Source organism: Vibrio neptunius, assembly GCF_000967495.1.
Classification (GTDB): Bacteria; Pseudomonadota; Gammaproteobacteria; order Enterobacterales; family Vibrionaceae; genus Vibrio; species Vibrio neptunius.
The window spans coordinates 84750-103221 of the sequence record NZ_JXXU01000001.1 but is presented as its reverse complement, the minus strand read 5'-3'; the positions used below and the strand labels follow the sequence as shown (position 1 = coordinate 103221).

Below are 18472 nucleotides of genomic sequence, written 5' to 3'. Positions count from 1 at the left end.
ATTCGTTCTTTCTACCTTAGCGTGAAGCATCACGTAAGATCCATCTTTCCCTGATATAGATGATAAAACTTTTCAGCCTACGAGAGACTAAGGTGTTCACCTGATACCGCACCATCACCTCGCGATACATACTGAATGCGAAATCGGAGAAAGAGGTTTCCAATGATCGAACGTTTAATTGCGATGGGCTATCTAGTTACAGATAACCTACAAGATGATAGCCAATGGCAGGGTCAATGTGCGAGTAGACGAATCCGCTGGTTGAAATCAGAGCATTGCGTGACGATAGGAATACAGATAGAACCGCCAAGCGATCGAGTATGGTCGATACAAGCTTCTCTGGTGCTCGCCGCTTGTGAAGAGGGGTGGGAATGTAGCTTAGATCACAACAATCAGGAGTGGGTGCTGTGGCGTTATTACCCCAGTGATCTCGACGACCAAGAGTTGGTTTCTTCTTTCAAGATGCAACTGGCTCTAGGCAGGTATCTTGAGCAAGAAATGTTGAAACCCACAGCTCTTAGCAAGCCTCGTATTTGGAGGAGAAAACTATGAAGAAATTACTATGCTGGTTACTTCTATTTACGATCAACTTTGCCCATGCTGCACCAATATCTGCTGTCCAGTGGCATGGTGAGCCGTTTGTATTTTATAGCCGAGGGACACCGTTAAAATCTGTCATTGAAGATGTAGGTAAAAACTATGGTATTCCTATGGAAGTGAGCGATCAGGTAAAAGACACTTTCAGTGGTCAAATTGAGGGTCAGACACCAAAGCAGATACTGAAGATGCTAGCTCAACAATACGGCTTAGTCTGGTACTATGACGGCGATTTGTTGCATGTAAACAAAGCAAGAGAAGTGACCAACGAAGTAATTTCACTGTCCTCTTTGTCCAATCAGGAGGCGACGCGTTACATCGCGAAAGCTGGATTCATGGATAAAGTTGCATGTGAAGTGACACCAATTTCAGGGCTTCATGCAGTACAGGTAAACGGCGTACCAGCATGCGTAAGTACGGTAAGTAAGTTTGTCCAGCAGTTGGACAATGATTCGAAACAGCACGCTCAATCCCAGAAGTCCGTCAAGATCTTTCCGCTTAAATATGCATCAGCTACAGATACGGTTTATAGCTATCGAAGCCAAGATGTCACCGTACCAGGTGTTGTCTCTGTACTTAAACAAATAGAGCAAGATCAAGGGCCTGATGAAAGCAACCAGACCTCGACCAGCTTTTCTGCCGATTCCCGTCAGAACGCTGTGATCATTCGTACCAATAAAATGGACATGGCAATGTACGCTTCTCTGATCAAGCAACTCGATATTACCCCGACCATGATTGAAGTCTCGGTAACCATCATCGATGTCGATACATCAGATTTTAACCAATTAGGTATCGACTGGTCAGCAGCGGCTAAAATCGGAGGTGGTAGTATTACGTTTAATCAGGGCAGCTTAAGTAGTGATAATTTCTCGACTGTGATTGGTAATACTGGAAACTTTATGGTTCGGCTCAATGCACTAGAGCAGAATTCGAAAGCAAAAGTTCTTTCGAGACCTTCTGTCGTAACGCTAAACAATGTGCAGGCTGTGTTAGATAAAAACGTTACCTTTTACACCAAGATTGAAGGGGAAAAAGTCGCGAAATTGGAGTCTGTAACAACAGGTTCTCTTTTGAGAGTGACGCCAAGACTGGTCACTGAGAACCACTATAAGAAAGTGATGCTGTCACTAAATATTCAAGATGGCCAACAATCCAAGCCCGTCAGCAGTAAAGATCCATTGCCTCAAGTGGAGAACTCAGAGATTGCTACCCAAGCGACACTGAAAACTGGTGAGAGTCTGTTGCTTGGTGGCTTCGTTCAAGAGAAAGACCATACCGTAGAAAATAAAATTCCATTGTTGGGTGATATCCCGCTATTAGGGGGACTTTTCCGTAGTACAGACCATAGTAAGCAAAGTGTTATGCGTCTGTTCTTGATCAAGGCAGAACCCGTCAATCAATAAATGGGAGTAGCTATGGAAAACAGTACCAAGCTTTTATGGCTGACAGGCCCAATGCAGGGTAGAGAGTTGAAACTACCTCAGGGTGAGCTCTCAATGGGACCTAGCGGCGACATTATGGTGCCACTCGCTGAACGTGAACGATTACACATTAGGGTTGAAGACAAGAGTGTGTTTGTAACAGACACAGTCCAAGTGTGGGCAAACGGCAACCTTATAAATACCCAAGAGGCGTTACCAATGGGGGTGCCAATCGAAGTCTGTGGTGTGGGTCTGGTACTTGGTCAAGCTGATCATGCATTGGAATGGCAAAAGCTCCCTAGACATGCCCAAACCAAGCATAGCCGGGCGGCAAAGGTCGTACTTCTGACACTGACATTATTCACTGCCGCTCTGATGGCTCTGACTTTGATGCTACCCGAGAAAGCGACACCTGTCTTCGATCCGCAGCTGTGGTTGCAAAATCAGCTCAGTGTACCCGCATTGCATCAGGTCAATGCCAATTGGGGAGTGGATGGTGTAGTGACAATGACAGGTTATTGCGATAACTCAACAGCGATGGCTAAGTTAAAAGAAGGATTAAAACAGCACTCTATTCGTTTTACAAATAAGGCCGTTTGCACTGACACTCTGATTGGCAACGTGGAATCAGTGCTGAGCGCAAATGGATATCAGAACATCAACGTTATGCCATCAAGAAGAATGGGAGTCGTTAGAATTTCTGGTGCGATCCAATCAGGAGAGAAGTGGGACAAAGTAACTCGTGAATTAGAACAAGTTCAGGGTCTTAAACACTGGCAAGTGGCCAATGATATTGGTGGTTATGTTCAAAAATTCATTGAGGCTCTACGTGAAAAAGGTCTGCTTAACGGTCTGATGGTTGAACGTCGTCAGGACAGCATCATGGTAACAGGACACTTTCAAAACAAAGTGCGCTCTCAGATACGTCAGGTAGGTACCCAGTTAATGGCGCACACTGGCCAGAACATCGATATTCGATTTGAGAACATTCCAGTGAGAGACAATCTATCTCGTTATCTATCTGGGCAAATCGTCAGTTTTGGCGGTAACAGTAGCCATCCTTTTGTCGAGTTAAGTAATGGCACTCGGCTGATATTAAACAGCAAACTTGATAGTGGTTATGTGGTAAGTCATATCGACCTGAAAGGGTTAGATCTTAGCCGAGATGGTGAACTTATACATATACCTTTTATTTTATAGGAGGCGTTATGGCGCGAATTACTCAACTTGAATCGACACTAAAACGAGAACCGAACACAAAGGACGACTTTATTGTGCAGTTGAAAAATGCACGTCGTGAATTGAATAAGGGCAACAGCCCTGCCTCAGAGAGTCTTTATCAGGCGATTGACGCCGCTCAGGATGTGATCAGTATTTTGGCAAAGCGCTACCAGTAAAAAATACATCACCTACTTTATGTATTATTTTGTAAACCGGAGAAAACTATGGATACCTTCAACGACATTAAATCCGTAATGGATGATCTAAACATCCGTCGTAGTATGCTTGCAGAACAGATGAAAGAATTTGAGCAATTGCAGAGTGAAATTCAGGTCCTGGTGGAAAAATCAGCGCATGACCCTGAGGCTCGTAGGAAACTAGAAAAGCTGAATCAGGCATTTCCCCAAGGTTTTAACCACTCCCAGCAAGCCATCATGTCGAAAGTGACTCAGCTGGAAGACAATTTCAAACGGTTAGAAGATGGGTTCAAAACCCTTGGAGACTCTGATGTTCAAAAGCCAGAGCCATCTAAGCCAAAGAAAAGAGTGCTCAAGAAATACATGTAGATTTCAAAAGTCTTATTTATTCGTCAATGACCATTATGGTCCCTTACCGGTATAGCGAAATTGTTGTACCGGTTTTTTTATACTCAGATTCGTTATAAGTACAGTTGGAATTAAAGTCTGCAGGGTACGACAATAGGTTTCATGATTGGCATGAATTTATGTAGAAACATGGTTGATTCTATTATAATTTTAGATATTTAAAATACATTTTAATAAACTGGTCAAACCACCTTTAATGATGATTTTTTGATATTTGAAATAAAAAAAAGATACCAGCGGTAATATGGAACTACAAACTGAGATGCTAAATGGTGACTTTCCAATTTAGAACCCAGCTTGTAGTAGTAAACCTATCTATACGAGGAAAATATTATGGCTGTTAATCTTAATGATACATCAGGTACTCAAGGTACTAGCATCATCAACTCTCAACAAAGTGAAGATATTCAAAATACCATCGCAGCAAGGGGTGACTCGGTGCTTTCTGGTGGTATTGCGGTTCTTTATATGTTCATGAACTTATTGTCTGAAATGGCCGATGCAAAATATTCTCAGATGCAGAAAAAATCAGAAGTGTCACGCACTGCACAGGATATGGCAAACCGGGTTGACGAAAAAGTGGCGGAAGCTGCAAAAGAGGGCGATAAAGCAACGCGAACTCTGCCTTCGGATGTTGTGACCTACATGAGAGATAACGGTTTTACTGTCGATGGAAAATCGATCGACAAATATCTCCAAGAAAATGGCAATAGTCTTGACCAGGGTAAACTAAAAGCGGTCAAAGCTTCGTTAGAAACCGTATCGAATCGAGCGTCGGACTTTGTTTCACAATCGCAACTTCAATTGCAAAAATTAATGCAGACATACAACGTGACCGTCAGTCTTTTAAATAGCATGCAAACTATGTTGGCTGAAATGAATAAGTCTATTGCCCAGAATATCCGTTAATTATTATTAATATAAATCTGTTCAATAATTTATAAAAAAGGAGTTGTTATGCTTCAAATTGATAACGGCGTGAGCGCTCCTTTGTCGAAAGAAAATGACAAAGTTGAAATAGAAAATGCGATTAATGGCGATAGCGTATTGTCGGGTGGCGTAGCGGTATTGTATTTATTCATGAATCTTTTGTCTGAATTAGCCGATGCTAAGTACGGACAGATGCAAGCAAAAGCGGATGTATCTCGCACCGCTCAAGACATGGCTAACCGCGTTGACGAGGTGATTGCCAGAGTTGCAAAAGAGGGTGACAAAGCAACGGGTCAACTACCACCTGAAGTCGTCAAGTATATGCAGGACAATGGCTTCTCGGTTGATGGTATGTCTATTAGCGAGTATCTCAAAACCAATGATCCATCGGCAAAATATCTCGACAAGCTCAAAGCAAAGATTAACGCATGTGGTCCAGAAGGCATGCAGTCATACAGTTGGCAGGATGTTGTCACTTACATGGATCAACACGGTATTAAGGTTGATGGAAAGCGGGCATGTGATTATATCTGGAGTTTGCCTGAAGTGGGCTATATGTCTGGCCAGCGCATTAGCAAGGCACACATGCAGCACATCGCCGATACCCTACAAGCATCGGGTGGTCTTGACCAAGGTAAACTAAAAGCGGTCAAAGCAGCACTTGATACTGTATCTAACCGTGCATCTGACTTTGTTTCTCAGTCACAACTTCAGCTGCAAAAAATCATGCAAACCTACAACGTGACCGTGAGTCTGCTGAACAGCATGCAAACTATGCTAGCAGAGATGAACAAGTCCATTGCACAAAACATTAGATAAGGGGTCGTTATGGTAGAGAAAGACTTTGAAACCTTGCAGTCATTCTTGCAGCAGGGTGGATCACTCAAAATGCTGGCAGACGTAGAACAGAAAGATCTAGATCTTCTGTACCAGTATGGTACTCAACTTATGAACTATGGCGATTACCAAGGTGCGAAACGGATCTTCTATCTATTAATGAAAATTGACCAATGGAACTTTGAATACTTCTTTGCACTAGGAACATGTTGCCAGCAGCTCAAACAATATGAAGAAGCGATTTTCTGTTTTGGTCGTGCTGGTATTGTCAAAGTAGATGACCCTCGTTGTCCTTACTTTGCAGGTAACAATTACCTAGCCGTAGGCAATAAAGAATATGCGATGAAATCCTACCAAGCGGCATTGCGTGTATGCGATTGTCACCCTGACGGAGTGTGGGACGAGATAGCAGAGAAAGCGAACAAAGCTTTAGCTCAATTTACTCAGGAGGTTCACCATGACTAGTGTTAGCTTCAATACCCAAATGTCAGTAACGGGCACATCGGAAACTGAGCATCTTGATAAAAGTAACGAAACCAAGGCGCGTATGCCTTCATCTGGAACACCTGGTGGTCTTGTTGATGTCATTGACCGCGAAACAAAAACGCGTGTGGTTGGCTCAGACGCAGCAAGTCAGGCATTACAGCGTGTGCTATCTGCTTTTCACAAGGGTGACAACGTTACAGTTAGTCAACTAGAAAAAGCTTCCATGAACGATATGGTTCTCATGGCTGCCAACCTAGGACTAAAGACCTTTGGCGACACAGCGAATGCCGCTGCTAAAGCCAGTAGACTGATGACGGACACTCAAGCCGTACTGCGTGATCAGCAAGTCAAAGAGTTTCAGGAGCAACTCGCTAAGCGAATAGAACAATCTGAGAAAGCCCATAAAGGCGGCATTTTCGGTGCGATCTTCGACTGGATTGTTGGAGCGGTGGAAGCAGTTGTCGGCGTATTCAAGTTGATTGAAGGCGCTGCGCGGATAGCTGTTGGAGATGTGGCTGGCGGGGCATTGGATATGGCGAGTGGTGCAGCTTACCTCACAGCAGGCATTGCTGGCATGGTCAAAGCCGCTGCAGAAACGGCGATTCTTTGCGGGGCGGATAAAGAGAAGTGCCAGCAAGTGATTGATGTAGCGGGAAAAGTTCAACTAGGTGCAGAAATTGTCGGTATGGCCTTAGATATCTTCCAGGCAGGTCGAGCCATTTCAGCCACACGCTCGATTGCCAAAGGCACTGAAACCGCCATGAAAGAGGCGGCCCCGAAACTAGTCGAAAGCATAGGTAAAGGCTCTGCACAAGAAGTAACCAACATCGCGCAGCAAGTGGGTAAACAAGTCTCTGAGCAAGTCGCAGAGCAGGTTAGCAAGCAATTGATGAGTGGTGTCAGTAAGGGCGTAGAGCAAGTAGCAGAGCGCGGCGGTCAAATTGCTAAGTCTCTGGGCAAAGCGTTCAGTGAAGAAGCGATACAGCAAATCGTGACTAAATCGGTAGAAAAAGCAGCGACTGCTGCCATCGAGAAAGGAGCTCAGATCACTGCTCAGGAGATCACCAAACAAGTGACAACTATGGTGCGCAATGAAGTTATCAAAACTGTCATTAAAGCATGTACCTATACCTCACTTGATTTACTTCGCGCTTCAGCGGGTTCTGGAAAAGCTATTACTAGCGGTATCGTGACTGAAGAGAAAGCGAAACTTCAAAAACAAATTGAAGAGTTGATCCTCAAGCAAAACCTAATGGAATTCTGCTACGACTGGTACGACAAAGCTAAAGAGCAGCAATCCAAAACCATCAAAGATTTGGTGGATAAACAAGGGGACACCTTAGACGGTGCAAGCAAAGTCATCAATGAAACGGGTATGTTACAAGCACGCATTGCTACGTCAGCAGTGTAGCTAAGGGGGAAGTTATGAGTGAAGTACAAGTATCAAACAATGCTCCAGTAAACGCGTCAAGTCACGCTGGTTATGATTTAGATGTTTCTGGAAGTGAAGCAATGGATGCGATCTCACAGCTCAACGAGCTGATCATAAAACTGGCTGAGATCTTCAAGAAACTGCGCAATGTGCTCCAGGAATACAACCAAAAACAACAACTGTTAGGTTGGGATGTGCAAAAAGCGTCGATGGACACTAAACGTGACGCAATCAAAAGTGCGTTTGAGTCTGCTGCATGGTCTGGTGGGCTACAAATTCTGTCAGGTGCTATTGGTATGGTGGGCGTTGGTGCAACGAGTAAGTTTGGTGAAGGAGCCACCCATCTCGGTCAAGCATTGGGCAAAGGCGTCGATGGTGCAGGCTCCATGGTATCGGCGTCAATCTCCAAGGACGCTGAAATGGAAAAAGTGGATGGTGAATTCAAAGCGTTGAACGCTCAGAACTATGCCAAAAATGTCAACGAACTGAGTGATAAAGCACGTCAAATATCAGAGCAGATGCGTTCACTGGTCAAAGAGTTAGTTGAACTTCACGGTCGCATTGCGTCCGCTGTCCATAACTGATCTCTTCTTTACATAAACCTAGTGCAGAGTGCCGTTCTTAGGTGCTCTGCAGATGATGGAATATCTCATGACAAACACAAATTTCCTACCAGTCGACATCAATCAAGTCGCAGAATCCATTCAGGATGTAGTCAGCGGTCATAAAACTCTGGCGCAGCTCAATGGTGTGAAACAATCAGAATTAGAACAGGCCTATCAAAGTGCTCTGGAGCGATATCAAGAACAAGATATGTCCGGAGCTCTGACTCATTTTACCTATCTAGTAATGAATAATCCTTGGCGTCGTGAATACATGTTCGGTATGGCTTCCACTCTTCACGCTCTAGATCAATTTGAACATGCATTGACCTTTTATGGGTATGCCACTTTGATGAATGCCTGTGACGCTGGCGTTACCTTCAGAATAGGGCAGTGTTATTTATCACTGAAAAAACAACTTGAAGCTATTGATGCATTACAAACCAGTATCGAACAAAGTTACATTCCCCCTGAGCAACCCGAGATTCGTTCAATTGCACAATCGTTACTTGATGACATTACTGATTAACTCGTATTAGGAGAGCTTACATGCCAACAGAGATTTCTGCCCAGCGACTGGCAAACCTCAGCTATTTAGATTTAGAAATGCCGAAATCGACATCAAAACTTGAAGCAAGAAAGTTCGATATTTCACAGGTGCCACTCAAAGACCAGATGAATACGGTTAACCATTTGGACCTTGCAGTTACACCAGCGCAAAGTCACTATTTAAGTACACATAAAACCTCAACAACAGAATCAAAACAGTTAATCGAAAACTCAACCCGCCTTTACGATCAGGCGCAAAAAGCAGGGGTGGACGTCGCAAAAAGCACCTTTTTTAAAGAGCTGTTCAATGTTGCAATAGCGGGAATTGGTTTAGGGCTTGCTATCGCAGCTACGGTTTTTAGTGGTGGGCTTGGTGTTCCACTTGTAGCAGCAGCTGGCGTCGCGTTCGCATTGGCGGTTTCTGATGCTGGCTGTGCTGCCGCCAATTGGTACAGTAAAGCGCATGGAGGTGAAGGGCTTAAAATGGGGGCGGATACCATTTCAAATCTTACTTATAAACTGCTTGAAAAGATGGGGATGAGTGATGATAGAGCACAGTATTGGGCGAAAGCAAACTCTGCACTACTTAGATTAGGCCTTACGATAGGTACTCTATATGCAGGGACTGTCTCAGTACCGTCAGCCCTTGGAGCCGCTGGCAGTGTGATCTCCACAACCAAGCTTGCAAAACTTGGGGTTGGTGCAGCCGGAGACAAAGCTCTCGGATTTAGCTTAGACAACAACAAAAAAGTACAAGAGAAAGCAGACAGTGAACTCAGAGCGCATAAACAGAAACTAAAATCTCAACTTACAGACGAAGTCATGTCCGTTGCTATGTCGATGAGAACAGCAGACATGTCGACCAAATTGTCAGGGTTGTCTAAAAAAGTATCTGGTTTGTCTGATGAACTCAGTTCAGCGAAGCAAGTACGAAACGAACTTACCCATGAAATCCAAGGCAAAGATGAACAGCTCCATCTAGCGAGCGAGAAGGCTAAACAGCAGGAGCAATCTCAGGCGATTCTTCTCGCTGCCCAAAACGCTGCTAAACTTCGCGAAGCTATGCTCAGAGAAGAACTTGCCAAGAAAGATCAACTACTGAACGATCTCAAGCTGAAACTAGAAGCGTTTATGAACTCAGGTGGTGCGGGTGAGGATGTAAAAAAGTTATCGCCTGTCATTGTGTGAAAGCCTTGAGCTCGTACTGTTAACTAGTATCAAATTTGAAGATACTGCCGATTAGTATCGATCTAAACATGTCGCCATCGAACACAACTCAAATATAGATTGCTCTAGGGCCTGTCGACACGGACAGGTCCCTTTTCGATTAGAGTCCTAAGAAGAACCTTTCTGGTTTGACGCAAGCAACGACGCACTCTCTTTCTTCGCCCACCAAAGCGCAGACCGCCTGATATGTGCAAATAGACATATGATTTCATAAAATGTGGTAGTCTTACGCGCCCTAAGTCTTATTGATATGCTTCAAAAGGCTGAGTCGAGGGAACTTTTGGTACATATTTGCATGATGGAGAAAGGAATGCGTTTAACTCTATGTCTTATCACTTTGTTTTTTTCGGCATCTACACTTTCACACACGGATATACCTAAGATGAGTGTTGAAAATGGCTATGTTGAGCCATTTAAGATGTTCGACAACGTCTATTACATCGGAGACAAATGGGTGTCTTCTTATGCGATAGAAACATCATCTGGTCTGGTGATTATCGACACTCTAGACTTTCCATATAGCAAATGGATTCCAGAGAACCTACGGAAATTGGGATTAGGCGACAAAACGGTGAGTCACATTATTGTTACGCATGGGCATTCTGATCACGTCGGTGGGGCAGAATTTCTTCAGTCCACCTACAATGCTAAGGTGATCATGACAAAAAAAGGGTTAGAACTCACAAAAAAACAGTCACAAAAGAGTAAAGGTGAGAATAAGTTCATTCCACCAAGTGTGTTCAAATTTGCTGAAGATGAATCCGAAGTTTTACTAGGCAATACAAAGTTTAAGTTTTACATCACGCCGGGGCACACTGAAGGCGACTTATCGATTGACTTTTTAGTGGAAGATGACGGAAAAGCGTATCGAGCTTTTGTTGTCGGTGGGCATGGTATTAATTTCCAAAACCCTGAGCTCGTAAAGCAATATTTCGCGAGCATGAAAAGAGTGAAACAAATAGCAAACAGTAGCCCTATGGTGACGGTAAACTTGTCTAATCATCCTCATAAAAACAACCTGTTCTCTAACCGAGATAGAATGAGGGAAGGAAGTGCCAGTAACCCGTTTATTAACCAAGACAACTTTTTTAACTTCATTGATCAACAAGTTGAGTTAGCCACCAAGGAACAGTATAAGCCGAGTGAACCAAGTGTTGATTAAGCCTGAATCAATGTGACGTCAAACAGGCTCGAAGGTTTTATGATGCAACGTGTGGGAGAAAAAAAGGATGGACCCGTTAACGCAAGGGCTAATAGGGGCGGCTTTACCCCAAGCAGTCAGTGATAAAAAACACATACTTGTTGCCGGAGGCTTAGGTATGTTGGCTGGCATGTCACCAGATCTAGACGTGTTCATTCGCTCTTCTCACGACCCGTTGTTGTTCCTTGAGTACCACCGACAATTTACCCATTCTCTTCTATTCATACCGCTAGGTAGCTTGGTTTGCAGTTTAGTCTTACATTGGTGGTTTGCTCGAAGATTTGGGCTTAAATTTAGTCAAAGTTGGTTGTATTGTGCACTTGGCTTCGCTACCCATGCCTTGCTGGATGCCTGCACCTCTTATGGCACGCAATTGCTTTGGCCTGTCACTGATAAACGATATGCATGGAACATAGTGTCTATCGTGGACCCAGTTTTTACTGCACCGCTTTTGATCGGTATTGCCGTTACGCTACGCAAGAGGACACCATGGGGAGCGAGAGTCGCTTTGCTTTGGGGGTTATCCTACTTATCCCTAGGAGTAATACAAAAGGAAAGAGCTTATCATGAGGGGTGGCAATTGGCTCAAGTGCGAAACCACGCCCCAAACCGATTGGTGGTTAAGCCGAGTTTTGCCAATTTACTAGTTTGGAAAGTGCTTTATGAAACGGATAATTACTACCATGTAGATGCGGTAAGGTTAGGTCGAACAACCAAAGTTTATGCCGGTGAATCGATTTCAAGAATAGATCTCGAAAGAGATCTTCCCTGGCTTGATATGCATTCACAACAGGCTAAAGACCTTGAACGCTTTCGACGCTTTTCAGACGGTTATCTAGCCATAGATCCCAATGACAAACTGGGTGTGATTGACGTCCGCTATTCCGTAGTGCCCAATCAGTTTGCTCCACTTTGGGGGATTAAACTTTCTCCATCGGCGGCGAAAAACGTTCATGCTCAATACGTGACACACAGAAATACTTCATCAGAAACAAGACAACGCTTTTGGAGTATGTTGTTCGACTTTTAAGGGTACTGCGGGTCGAGACAAAGCATTGACTAATGCAAATGTTCGTGGCGATTTTAACGCTCAGTCGTCACGCTAATCTTTGTTGTCGTCTTATGTCTCACTCCTGCTTAACACGCCAAGGTTTATTGCTTGATCTATAGTCAGTGCCTTTGAGATCAAACTATGCAGTGCCGCTTCTGACAGCTGCCAAACATCGGCTTCATGAGGGGGAGGAGAGACGTGTATATCAATAGAAGTTCCAGCCTGACGGATTCGCGACCACAACCGACGATCGACAACGTAAACATATGTATTCTTTGGCCAATCGCCATTCACTTTGACCAATAAGTTTAGCCACCATCGAGTTCTTTGTAGGCCTGCGGAGCCTTCTATTTTCTCTATCGATGGCAACTTCTGAGACCGGATGGCTAGCTGAGTAGCAATCGATACATCCAGTGCCCCTGGGTAGCTCTCGCTAAATGGGTTGGTAAACAGTCCATCATATGAGCAAGCCCAACTAATTGAGCTTGCTAATCCGAGAGTCACAGAAGCAATACACGAGACAATTTGCTGCTTCATAAGAGATTCCTATGGGATGACGATATTAAACCAAAAGTTAAAGCTATCCAGCATAGTAACAAAGTCTTTGAGCTGTTGTGGGTCGCCTTCAATTTGGATAGAACCATCGGCAATCGCTTGTTCTAACGTAAGTTTCCCTAGTTGCACATCATCGAGTGTCGTTTTGGTTAGCGCCAGAGAGACCCCAGGGTTTTTAGCGAGTTTCTTGGTGTGATTTAACACGGAGTTTTCGACATAGAGTGCGTATTGCTCATCGAGATCGGTGAAATTAATATTCATCGATAAAGTTTTACCTGCCGCTTTTTCCGGTAAAATACGCACGGCTAAGTAATCAAACAACATCTCTGGCGGCATATTTTTGATGATATCTGGAGAAGCAACATTCGTCCCACCAGTGCTTGGAGTGCCATTCCTTAACTCGTACGCACCTTGTAGATAAACTGAGCGCCAAGGGCCTGATTCTGCCTGATAACCCAGCTGTTCATAGGTATCTGCCAGAAGTTCTTTACCCTTTTTACTTTCTGGATTGGCGAACACAACATGTTTGAGTACCTCGGCAACCCAGCGATAATGGCCTTTGTCAAAATCTGCTTTTGCTTTTTTGAGCGCTTGTTGTTCGCCCCCCATGTATTCGACATATTTCTCTGCAGCATCGGCAGGGGGCAGGTTATTTAGATCGGATGGATTGCCGTTGTACCAGCCCATATAGCGCTGATACACAGCTCTGCTGTTATGGCGTAAGGTGCCGTAATAGCCTCTTGAACTCCAAGTATTACCAATTTCATCCGGAAATTCGATCATTTCAGAAATTTCTGAACCAATATAACCTTGATTCATTAGGCGTACTGTTTGATCGTGTGTGTACTTATACATGTCTCTTTGTGTTTTAAAGTACTCAACAATATCTTTTTGCCCCCACATGGGCCAGTGATGACTTTGGAATTTGACTTGCACTTCATCTCCCCACAAATCAATGGTTTCCTGCAGGTAGCTCGACCACTTTAGGGCGTCCCGTACTTGAGCACCTCGCAGAGTAAGAATGTTGTGCATCGTGTTGGTCGTGTTTTCTGCCATCCAAAGCGCTTTTTTGTCTGGGAACCAGATATTCATTTCAGTAGGAGCTTCTGAGCCGGGCGTGTACTGAAAAACCATTTTAACGCCATCAATCGTCCGTTTCTCTCCCGTTTCTTTGATGATGTCCGTTGGTTTAATCATTGTCGCAATACCAGTTGACGTCGTCTGGCCCAAACCACCATTTACGCCACCTTTTTCATTTCTTGGTAGAAGTGCACCATACATATAGACTGCACGTCTACCCATAGCGTTACCCGCGATCACATTTTCTGAGACGGCATGTTCAGTAAAACCGTATGAAGCGACAATAGGCACCTTACCTGAAATGACGTCTTTTTCATCCACCACGCCTCGTACGCCCCCGAAGTGATCGATATGGCTATGGCTGTAGAAGACACCCGTTACTGGTCTTTCTCCCAGTTCTTGGTTAATAAAATTAAGCGCCGCCTTGGCTGTTTCTTGTGATATGAGTGGATCAAAGACTATCCAGCCTGTATCACCTTTAATGAAGGTGATGTTTGACAAATCATAACCACGAACTTGATAAATGCCTTCAGTGACTTCAAACAAGCCGTTGATCATATTTAGCTGAGCATTACGCCATAAACTTGGATTGACGGTATCTGGCGAGGGTTTATCTAAGCTAATGTAATCTTTATAGGCCTCCAGATCCCAAACAATATCACCATTTTCATTCGTGATTGTGACGACTTCTTGCTTGGCAACAAAGCCTCTTTGAGCATCTTTGAAATCACGTTTGTCGTTAAACGGCAGATCTTGTTTAATTTGATTATTCACTTCTTTGGTGACATCAGAGGCGTCTTTGGGCTCAGATGCATTCGCACTATTCATCACCAATAACGCCAGTCCTAACGTTGCTATTTCCTTCATCGAGGCTCTCCTGCATGTTGTATGCTCTAAGGTTAGGATAGAAATGATGGAGTGCAAATATTGTCTTAATAATTAGAGGTTTAGGTGGATTTTAATGAGACTTGAGTTATTAATTGTTATTGTTTTTATTGGTATTAAAGATTTTGCTATTAGAAACAATAAACTAAAAATGACCAGCTTGGCCGCAGGTAAGACCTTAGGCTAAAGCTGGCATGGTAGAATAGAGCTCAATTAAATTGAGGCACGTTTTCGTGTCACCGGCGAAAGTAACTCATAGTGCCTATCTCTTTGAAAACAATATTGTAGAGTCTGCCGCTTCTTTTTGCTCGTAAGTTGCCTGAGATAATAAACGGCTCAATGCTGTCCCTGTAAGCGGGATTAACTCTAAATCCAAAACACTCCTCATAGAAATACAATAATTCACCAAACGTTCCGATCTTGATCAGATCCAACATACAAACCAAGAGTGTTTTTGACGCCTTGCTCTGTCTAAATTTGAGCGCGGATTGATATTTCATTGCCGCCATATGAGTGTGAGAGAACAGCGGACTAGGCGGCACTTTACCGACCAAATTAAACAGGCTACTTGTATTAACTAAGTGCTCTAAATATTTAGGGGTAACGGCTCTTGGATCGGAGCCAAAACAGGTTTTTCCGTATTGAGCGACCGACGCGCACTCATATACCGATGCACTTAATTCTGAACAGAACATGTTGGGAGCTCGTTTACTTATCCCATAAACGAAATCTAGAATGTCTTGAATATACTGATTGGTCCCAGAGTTGAAGTTTCTTTTCTTTAAAAGTGATGAGATAGAGCCAATTTTGTCATATTTACCACCGGTGATATTGTTTTTATACAAGAAGTCTTTGTCTCTAGTATTCACATTGTGTTTACACAAAGCAGCGGCTATCTTGCTCGCGCCGTTGGCTAACACCTTGTCGGAACATCTAAATACAACCCAGCCATTCTTTCGTTTACTGGTTAGGGCCATAGACCTTACGACACCTTCTCCGCTCGCTTCAGCAATTTCATCTTTCGATATCGCTAAAGCAGCGTGTTCGGACGTTCCTGAGCCTTGTAACTGCATCCCTGCTTTCTCGTCTAAAGATTTCTTATGAATGAAAGAATCTTGCATCATAGGAATCAAAACTTCTGTTGGTTTTGAAGCGTGTCCAGGAAACATTTTAGCAATAATCACATCACCCGGTTGTAGCGTAACTTCTTTCAGGTGATCGTATTGATGTTGTGTACTGATGACTTTTTTATTGAACATGCGACGGCACCTGTGCAGTTATATCTATGAAAAATAGGGTATTCACAAATTGTAGAACCTTGTAACTAACAAATCTATTTGTAGGGGTGATTTTTAGGCAGTGATCAATATTACTTATCTGTTAACCAGTTTAGCTAATACAAGGAACGCGGTTTACAAATCGATAGCTAGGGGCAACCCCTCATGACCTTACAACAATGAATTCAGGTGTTCACCTGATACCTACCTGAGCTTGATCCAAGCAGACTAAACACAACAAAACGAAAAGAAGGTCGTTGATATGAAAGCATTACAGGTGGTCTTGTTCCTTAAGCCAGGTCATATCGATTATCAAGGAAAACGAACAGAGGTGGCGGGAAATCAGCTCGTTATGATCGGAGAAGAAGCTGAAATACACGCAGCGAGTCGCAGTGATTGGATGAGTGTGTTTTTCTATCCTGGTGAGATTTGTCAGGTTTATCCATTACTGACTGAGCTGATAACACATAATCATACTGGACTACGAACAATCAACGGTGAAATAGAAACTGTCCCAGTCTTTGATGAGCTTGTTAACGTCATTCAGCAGCTTCATAAAGTAAACAAAGAAGTCATGCTGCGCTTTGTTTTTACCTACTGTCTTGAGATGAACAAGCCATATTTTTCAGAGTTGCTTAACCAATACGCAGACCCAAATGACAAAGTATTTGATTTCGTAAACAAGCATCTTTATGAGCAATGGTCAGTATCCCGCTACGCAGAGCAACTTGGAATGGAAGTGACAAAGCTCAATACAGCTTTCTACAAATACTATGGTCAATCAACCAAAGCTTGGCTGACCGAACAACGCTTAAGCTATGCGAAACAGGTGATTCTAGAAACAAATCGAAAAATAGCTGACGTCGCTTTTGATGCGGGTTTTAGCAGTCATTCTCATTTTATCGGTGCATTCAAAAAGCGTTATCAATGCAGCCCATCAGATTTACGCGCCGGTAAAAGATAGGAGGTCATCATGGATCTTAATGCAATTATCAATCAATTGTCCCAAATGTCAGCTCAATCTGCTCAAGACATTAAAACAAAAATGGCACAAGCGGACCCGAATAACCCTGATCAAATGCTACAAGCTCAATTTTCGGTTCAGCAATACTCTAATTTTCTGGGGTATGAGAGTGCTTTGATCAAAGCCGTGAAAGATATGGTGCAGGGGATCATAGCGAAGATATGAAAAGTTCAGACAAACAGCTGCTTGTTGAAGCTGCGTTGGCGGCCGCAAACCACGGACTCGAAAAGCAAGCACTTAGCATACTCAATGCATTTTCATCGCTGATTGAAGATGAAGGAGATAGACGTATTTGTGCAAGCTTGATCTACTTTGCTTTGGACAAAAGAGCTCAGGCGATACGTTCCCTTAATGGGTTAGATACCCCTCAAGCTGAAGGACTGCGCTTTTTGTACTCCTCAACCGCTGAAAGTGCAGACACGCAAAAAATTTGTTCATTGATAACCGGAGGTTCACATGGAACTGAGTGCAATAGCTAAGGCAACATATTCGGCTCTGGAGACACAGACAGAGACAATCAATCCGGACAAAGCCATGGTTGATAAGTTCAGTCAATTGATGCAACAGAATACGCAGGAAACATCCAAGCTCAATGATATTGTCGGCCCAATGCCTAACTCCAATGCGCCAATGGGAATTTCACCCGATCAGGCCATTCAAAGCCAAACCATGGTGACAAGAGCGCTAGTGGAAGTCGATCTGGCAGCGAAAACAGCCGGGAGCCTATCTCAATCGATTAATAAACTGGTGACAATGCAATGAAAAAGTTCAGATGGCTAGCCTTAGTGATGGCTTTGCTGTTGACAGGTTGTAAAGTCGAACTCTACCAGAACCTGCCGCAGTCTGAAGCCAACCAAATGGTGGCATTGCTCATGCTCAATCATATTGACGCAAGTTCAGAAACTGACGCAAAAACGGGCAAGGTAACGCTTAAGATCGAAAAAGATCAATTCATTAATGCAGTCGAATTATTAAGACAAAATGGTTACCCGAAGGCCGAATATGTCGGTATTGAACAGCTATTTCCTTCAGGCCAGCTTGTCTCTTCTCCCGCTCAGGAAGAGGCCAAAATGAGTTATTTAAAAGAGCAGCAATTGGAGAGAACGCTATCTAGTATGGATGGTGTCATCAGTGCACGGGTCTCTATTGCTCAAAGTGACAAAAATGCGTCTACAGGGCGAACGGTACCGAGTGACAAATCGGCGGCTGTTTACATCAAGTATTCACCGGAGGCGAACTTAGGCAATTCAGAGTCTCAGATTCGGAATTTGATCAAAAATGCAGTCCCAGATCTGCAATATGAAAACATCAGCCTATTCTTACAGCCCGCAGACTTCCGTTATCAGCCAGTCGTAGAATCTAGCTCAGACTGGGATGATGTTCAGAACTGGGTGGTAGCAAACAAAACCCCAGTGACCGTTGGTTTAGGCAGTGTACTCATTGCTGGCGTTGCTGGGTTGGGGCTTAGCCGAAGGAAAGAGAGCTGATC

General features: G+C 43.7%; 22 protein-coding genes. 19 read left to right on the top strand and 3 right to left on the bottom strand.

Annotation, left to right across the window (positions count from 1 at the left end; translation table 11 throughout):
• Positions 1-162: 162 nt before the first annotated feature.
• From TW84_RS00425 to TW84_RS00360, 14 genes are all read left to right on the top strand, one after another.
• On the top strand, positions 163-552 hold the full coding sequence (locus TW84_RS00425) for a hypothetical protein (RefSeq protein ID WP_045973589.1): 390 nt from the start codon (positions 163-165) through the stop codon (positions 550-552).
• Complete coding sequence (locus TW84_RS00420) at positions 549-2003, top strand: EscC/YscC/HrcC family type III secretion system outer membrane ring protein (protein ID WP_045973581.1); 1455 nt, start codon at positions 549-551, stop codon at positions 2001-2003. The genes TW84_RS00425 and TW84_RS00420 overlap by 4 nt, the downstream gene beginning before the upstream one ends.
• A gap of 12 nt (positions 2004-2015) precedes the next feature.
• Complete coding sequence (gene sctD / locus TW84_RS00415; protein ID WP_045973579.1) at positions 2016-3221, top strand: type III secretion system inner membrane ring subunit SctD; 1206 nt, start codon at positions 2016-2018, stop codon at positions 3219-3221.
• Between the two features lie 8 nt (positions 3222-3229).
• Positions 3230-3418, top strand: a complete 189-nt coding sequence (locus TW84_RS00410) for an EscE/YscE/SsaE family type III secretion system needle protein co-chaperone (protein ID WP_045973577.1) — start codon at positions 3230-3232, stop codon at positions 3416-3418.
• A gap of 48 nt (positions 3419-3466) precedes the next feature.
• Positions 3467-3808, top strand: coding sequence for a hypothetical protein (locus tag TW84_RS00405; protein ID WP_045973575.1), 342 nt, complete (start codon positions 3467-3469; stop codon positions 3806-3808).
• A 372-nt stretch (positions 3809-4180) separates the two neighbouring features.
• Complete coding sequence (gene sseB / locus TW84_RS00400) at positions 4181-4756, top strand: type III secretion system translocon protein SseB (RefSeq protein WP_045973573.1); 576 nt, start codon at positions 4181-4183, stop codon at positions 4754-4756.
• Between the two features lie 48 nt (positions 4757-4804).
• On the top strand, positions 4805-5596 hold the full coding sequence (locus TW84_RS00395) for a secretion protein EspA (RefSeq protein WP_045973571.1): 792 nt from the start codon (positions 4805-4807) through the stop codon (positions 5594-5596).
• A gap of 9 nt (positions 5597-5605) precedes the next feature.
• Positions 5606-6079 carry a SycD/LcrH family type III secretion system chaperone gene (locus TW84_RS00390; protein WP_045973569.1) on the top strand — a complete coding sequence of 158 codons (474 nt, stop codon included), beginning with the start codon at positions 5606-5608 and terminating at the stop codon, positions 6077-6079.
• Positions 6072-7511, top strand: a complete 1440-nt coding sequence (sctE, locus tag TW84_RS00385; RefSeq protein ID WP_045973567.1) for a type III secretion system translocon subunit SseC family protein — start codon at positions 6072-6074, stop codon at positions 7509-7511. The genes TW84_RS00390 and sctE overlap by 8 nt, the downstream gene beginning before the upstream one ends.
• 14 nt (positions 7512-7525) lie before the next feature.
• A complete protein-coding gene (sseD, locus tag TW84_RS00380) occupies positions 7526-8116 on the top strand; it encodes a type III secretion system translocon protein SseD (protein ID WP_045973565.1) in 591 nt (196 codons plus the stop codon).
• A gap of 67 nt (positions 8117-8183) precedes the next feature.
• Positions 8184-8663, top strand: a complete 480-nt coding sequence (locus TW84_RS00375) for a type III secretion protein (RefSeq protein ID WP_045973563.1) — start codon at positions 8184-8186, stop codon at positions 8661-8663.
• A gap of 20 nt (positions 8664-8683) precedes the next feature.
• The gene (locus tag TW84_RS00370) at positions 8684-9871 is read left to right on the top strand and encodes a hypothetical protein (protein ID WP_045973561.1); all 1188 of its coding nucleotides are present in this window, start codon (positions 8684-8686) and stop codon (positions 9869-9871) included.
• Positions 9872-10220: 349 nt separating this feature from the next.
• Positions 10221-11072 (top strand): MBL fold metallo-hydrolase, encoded by an 852-nt coding sequence (locus TW84_RS00365; protein ID WP_045973559.1) that lies wholly within the window; start codon positions 10221-10223, stop codon positions 11070-11072.
• Positions 11073-11139: 67 nt separating this feature from the next.
• The gene (locus TW84_RS00360; protein ID WP_045973556.1) at positions 11140-12141 is read left to right on the top strand and encodes a metal-dependent hydrolase; all 1002 of its coding nucleotides are present in this window, start codon (positions 11140-11142) and stop codon (positions 12139-12141) included.
• A gap of 90 nt (positions 12142-12231) precedes the next feature.
• Here the strand turns inward: TW84_RS00360 and TW84_RS00355 are convergent, their stop codons facing one another.
• The 3 genes from TW84_RS00355 to TW84_RS00345 all read right to left on the bottom strand — a co-directional run bounded on the left by TW84_RS00355 (position 12232) and on the right by TW84_RS00345 (position 15941).
• A complete protein-coding gene (locus TW84_RS00355; RefSeq protein ID WP_045973554.1) occupies positions 12232-12699 on the bottom strand; it encodes a hypothetical protein in 468 nt (155 codons plus the stop codon).
• Between the two features lie 9 nt (positions 12700-12708).
• Positions 12709-14664 carry an alkyl/aryl-sulfatase gene (locus TW84_RS00350; protein ID WP_045973552.1) on the bottom strand — a complete coding sequence of 652 codons (1956 nt, stop codon included), beginning with the start codon at positions 14662-14664 and terminating at the stop codon, positions 12709-12711.
• A 254-nt stretch (positions 14665-14918) separates the two neighbouring features.
• Positions 14919-15941 carry a hypothetical protein gene (locus tag TW84_RS00345; protein WP_045973545.1) on the bottom strand — a complete coding sequence of 341 codons (1023 nt, stop codon included), beginning with the start codon at positions 15939-15941 and terminating at the stop codon, positions 14919-14921.
• A gap of 280 nt (positions 15942-16221) precedes the next feature.
• Here TW84_RS00345 and TW84_RS00340 point away from each other — a divergent pair, with 280 nt between their 5' ends.
• Genes TW84_RS00340 through sctJ form a run of 5 tightly spaced genes read left to right on the top strand, consistent with a single transcriptional unit; the run spans position 16222 to position 18470 of the window.
• On the top strand, positions 16222-16923 hold the full coding sequence (locus TW84_RS00340) for a helix-turn-helix transcriptional regulator (protein ID WP_045973544.1): 702 nt from the start codon (positions 16222-16224) through the stop codon (positions 16921-16923).
• 9 nt (positions 16924-16932) lie between these two features.
• Positions 16933-17148, top strand: coding sequence for a type III secretion system needle filament subunit SctF (sctF, locus tag TW84_RS00335; RefSeq protein ID WP_006962223.1), 216 nt, complete (start codon positions 16933-16935; stop codon positions 17146-17148).
• Entirely contained in the window at positions 17145-17462 is a 318-nt protein-coding gene (locus TW84_RS00330; RefSeq protein ID WP_045973543.1) for an EscG/YscG/SsaH family type III secretion system needle protein co-chaperone, read from the top strand. Before sctF ends, TW84_RS00330 begins: the two co-directional genes overlap by 4 nt.
• Positions 17440-17745: a type III secretion system inner rod subunit SctI gene (gene sctI, locus TW84_RS00325; protein WP_045973542.1), complete on the top strand. Its 306-nt coding sequence runs from the start codon at positions 17440-17442 to the stop codon at positions 17743-17745. Before TW84_RS00330 ends, sctI begins: the two co-directional genes overlap by 23 nt.
• Positions 17742-18470, top strand: coding sequence for a type III secretion system inner membrane ring lipoprotein SctJ (sctJ, locus tag TW84_RS00320; RefSeq protein ID WP_045973541.1), 729 nt, complete (start codon positions 17742-17744; stop codon positions 18468-18470). Before sctI ends, sctJ begins: the two co-directional genes overlap by 4 nt.
• Positions 18471-18472 lie beyond the last annotated feature (2 nt).

Excerpts from the sequence above, each read along its gene's own strand:
- TW84_RS00390 (WP_045973569.1), top strand. The coding sequence starts at position 5,606 with ATGGTAGAGAAAGACTTTGAAACCTTGCAGTCATTCTTGCAGCAGGGT.
- TW84_RS00370 (WP_045973561.1), top strand. The coding sequence starts at position 8,684 with ATGCCAACAGAGATTTCTGCCCAGCGACTGGCAAACCTCAGCTATTTA.
- TW84_RS00330 (WP_045973543.1), top strand. The coding sequence starts at position 17,145 with ATGAAAAGTTCAGACAAACAGCTGCTTGTTGAAGCTGCGTTGGCGGCC.
- sseB (WP_045973573.1), top strand. The coding sequence starts at position 4,181 with ATGGCTGTTAATCTTAATGATACATCAGGTACTCAAGGTACTAGCATC.
- TW84_RS00345 (WP_045973545.1), bottom strand. The coding sequence starts at position 15,941 with ATGTTCAATAAAAAAGTCATCAGTACACAACATCAATACGATCACCTG.
- sctJ (WP_045973541.1), top strand. The coding sequence starts at position 17,742 with ATGAAAAAGTTCAGATGGCTAGCCTTAGTGATGGCTTTGCTGTTGACA.
- sctI (WP_045973542.1), top strand. The coding sequence starts at position 17,440 with ATGGAACTGAGTGCAATAGCTAAGGCAACATATTCGGCTCTGGAGACA.
- TW84_RS00360 (WP_045973556.1), top strand. The coding sequence starts at position 11,140 with ATGGACCCGTTAACGCAAGGGCTAATAGGGGCGGCTTTACCCCAAGCA.
- TW84_RS00405 (WP_045973575.1), top strand. The coding sequence starts at position 3,467 with ATGGATACCTTCAACGACATTAAATCCGTAATGGATGATCTAAACATC.
- sctE (WP_045973567.1), top strand. The coding sequence starts at position 6,072 with ATGACTAGTGTTAGCTTCAATACCCAAATGTCAGTAACGGGCACATCG.
- sctF (WP_006962223.1), top strand. The coding sequence starts at position 16,933 with ATGGATCTTAATGCAATTATCAATCAATTGTCCCAAATGTCAGCTCAA.
- sseD (WP_045973565.1), top strand. The coding sequence starts at position 7,526 with ATGAGTGAAGTACAAGTATCAAACAATGCTCCAGTAAACGCGTCAAGT.
- sctD (WP_045973579.1), top strand. The coding sequence starts at position 2,016 with ATGGAAAACAGTACCAAGCTTTTATGGCTGACAGGCCCAATGCAGGGT.
- TW84_RS00365 (WP_045973559.1), top strand. The coding sequence starts at position 10,221 with ATGCGTTTAACTCTATGTCTTATCACTTTGTTTTTTTCGGCATCTACA.
- TW84_RS00410 (WP_045973577.1), top strand. The coding sequence starts at position 3,230 with ATGGCGCGAATTACTCAACTTGAATCGACACTAAAACGAGAACCGAAC.
- TW84_RS00420 (WP_045973581.1), top strand. The coding sequence starts at position 549 with ATGAAGAAATTACTATGCTGGTTACTTCTATTTACGATCAACTTTGCC.
- TW84_RS00425 (WP_045973589.1), top strand. The coding sequence starts at position 163 with ATGATCGAACGTTTAATTGCGATGGGCTATCTAGTTACAGATAACCTA.
- TW84_RS00375 (WP_045973563.1), top strand. The coding sequence starts at position 8,184 with ATGACAAACACAAATTTCCTACCAGTCGACATCAATCAAGTCGCAGAA.
- TW84_RS00350 (WP_045973552.1), bottom strand. The coding sequence starts at position 14,664 with ATGAAGGAAATAGCAACGTTAGGACTGGCGTTATTGGTGATGAATAGT.
- TW84_RS00340 (WP_045973544.1), top strand. The coding sequence starts at position 16,222 with ATGAAAGCATTACAGGTGGTCTTGTTCCTTAAGCCAGGTCATATCGAT.
- TW84_RS00355 (WP_045973554.1), bottom strand. The coding sequence starts at position 12,699 with ATGAAGCAGCAAATTGTCTCGTGTATTGCTTCTGTGACTCTCGGATTA.
- TW84_RS00395 (WP_045973571.1), top strand. The coding sequence starts at position 4,805 with ATGCTTCAAATTGATAACGGCGTGAGCGCTCCTTTGTCGAAAGAAAAT.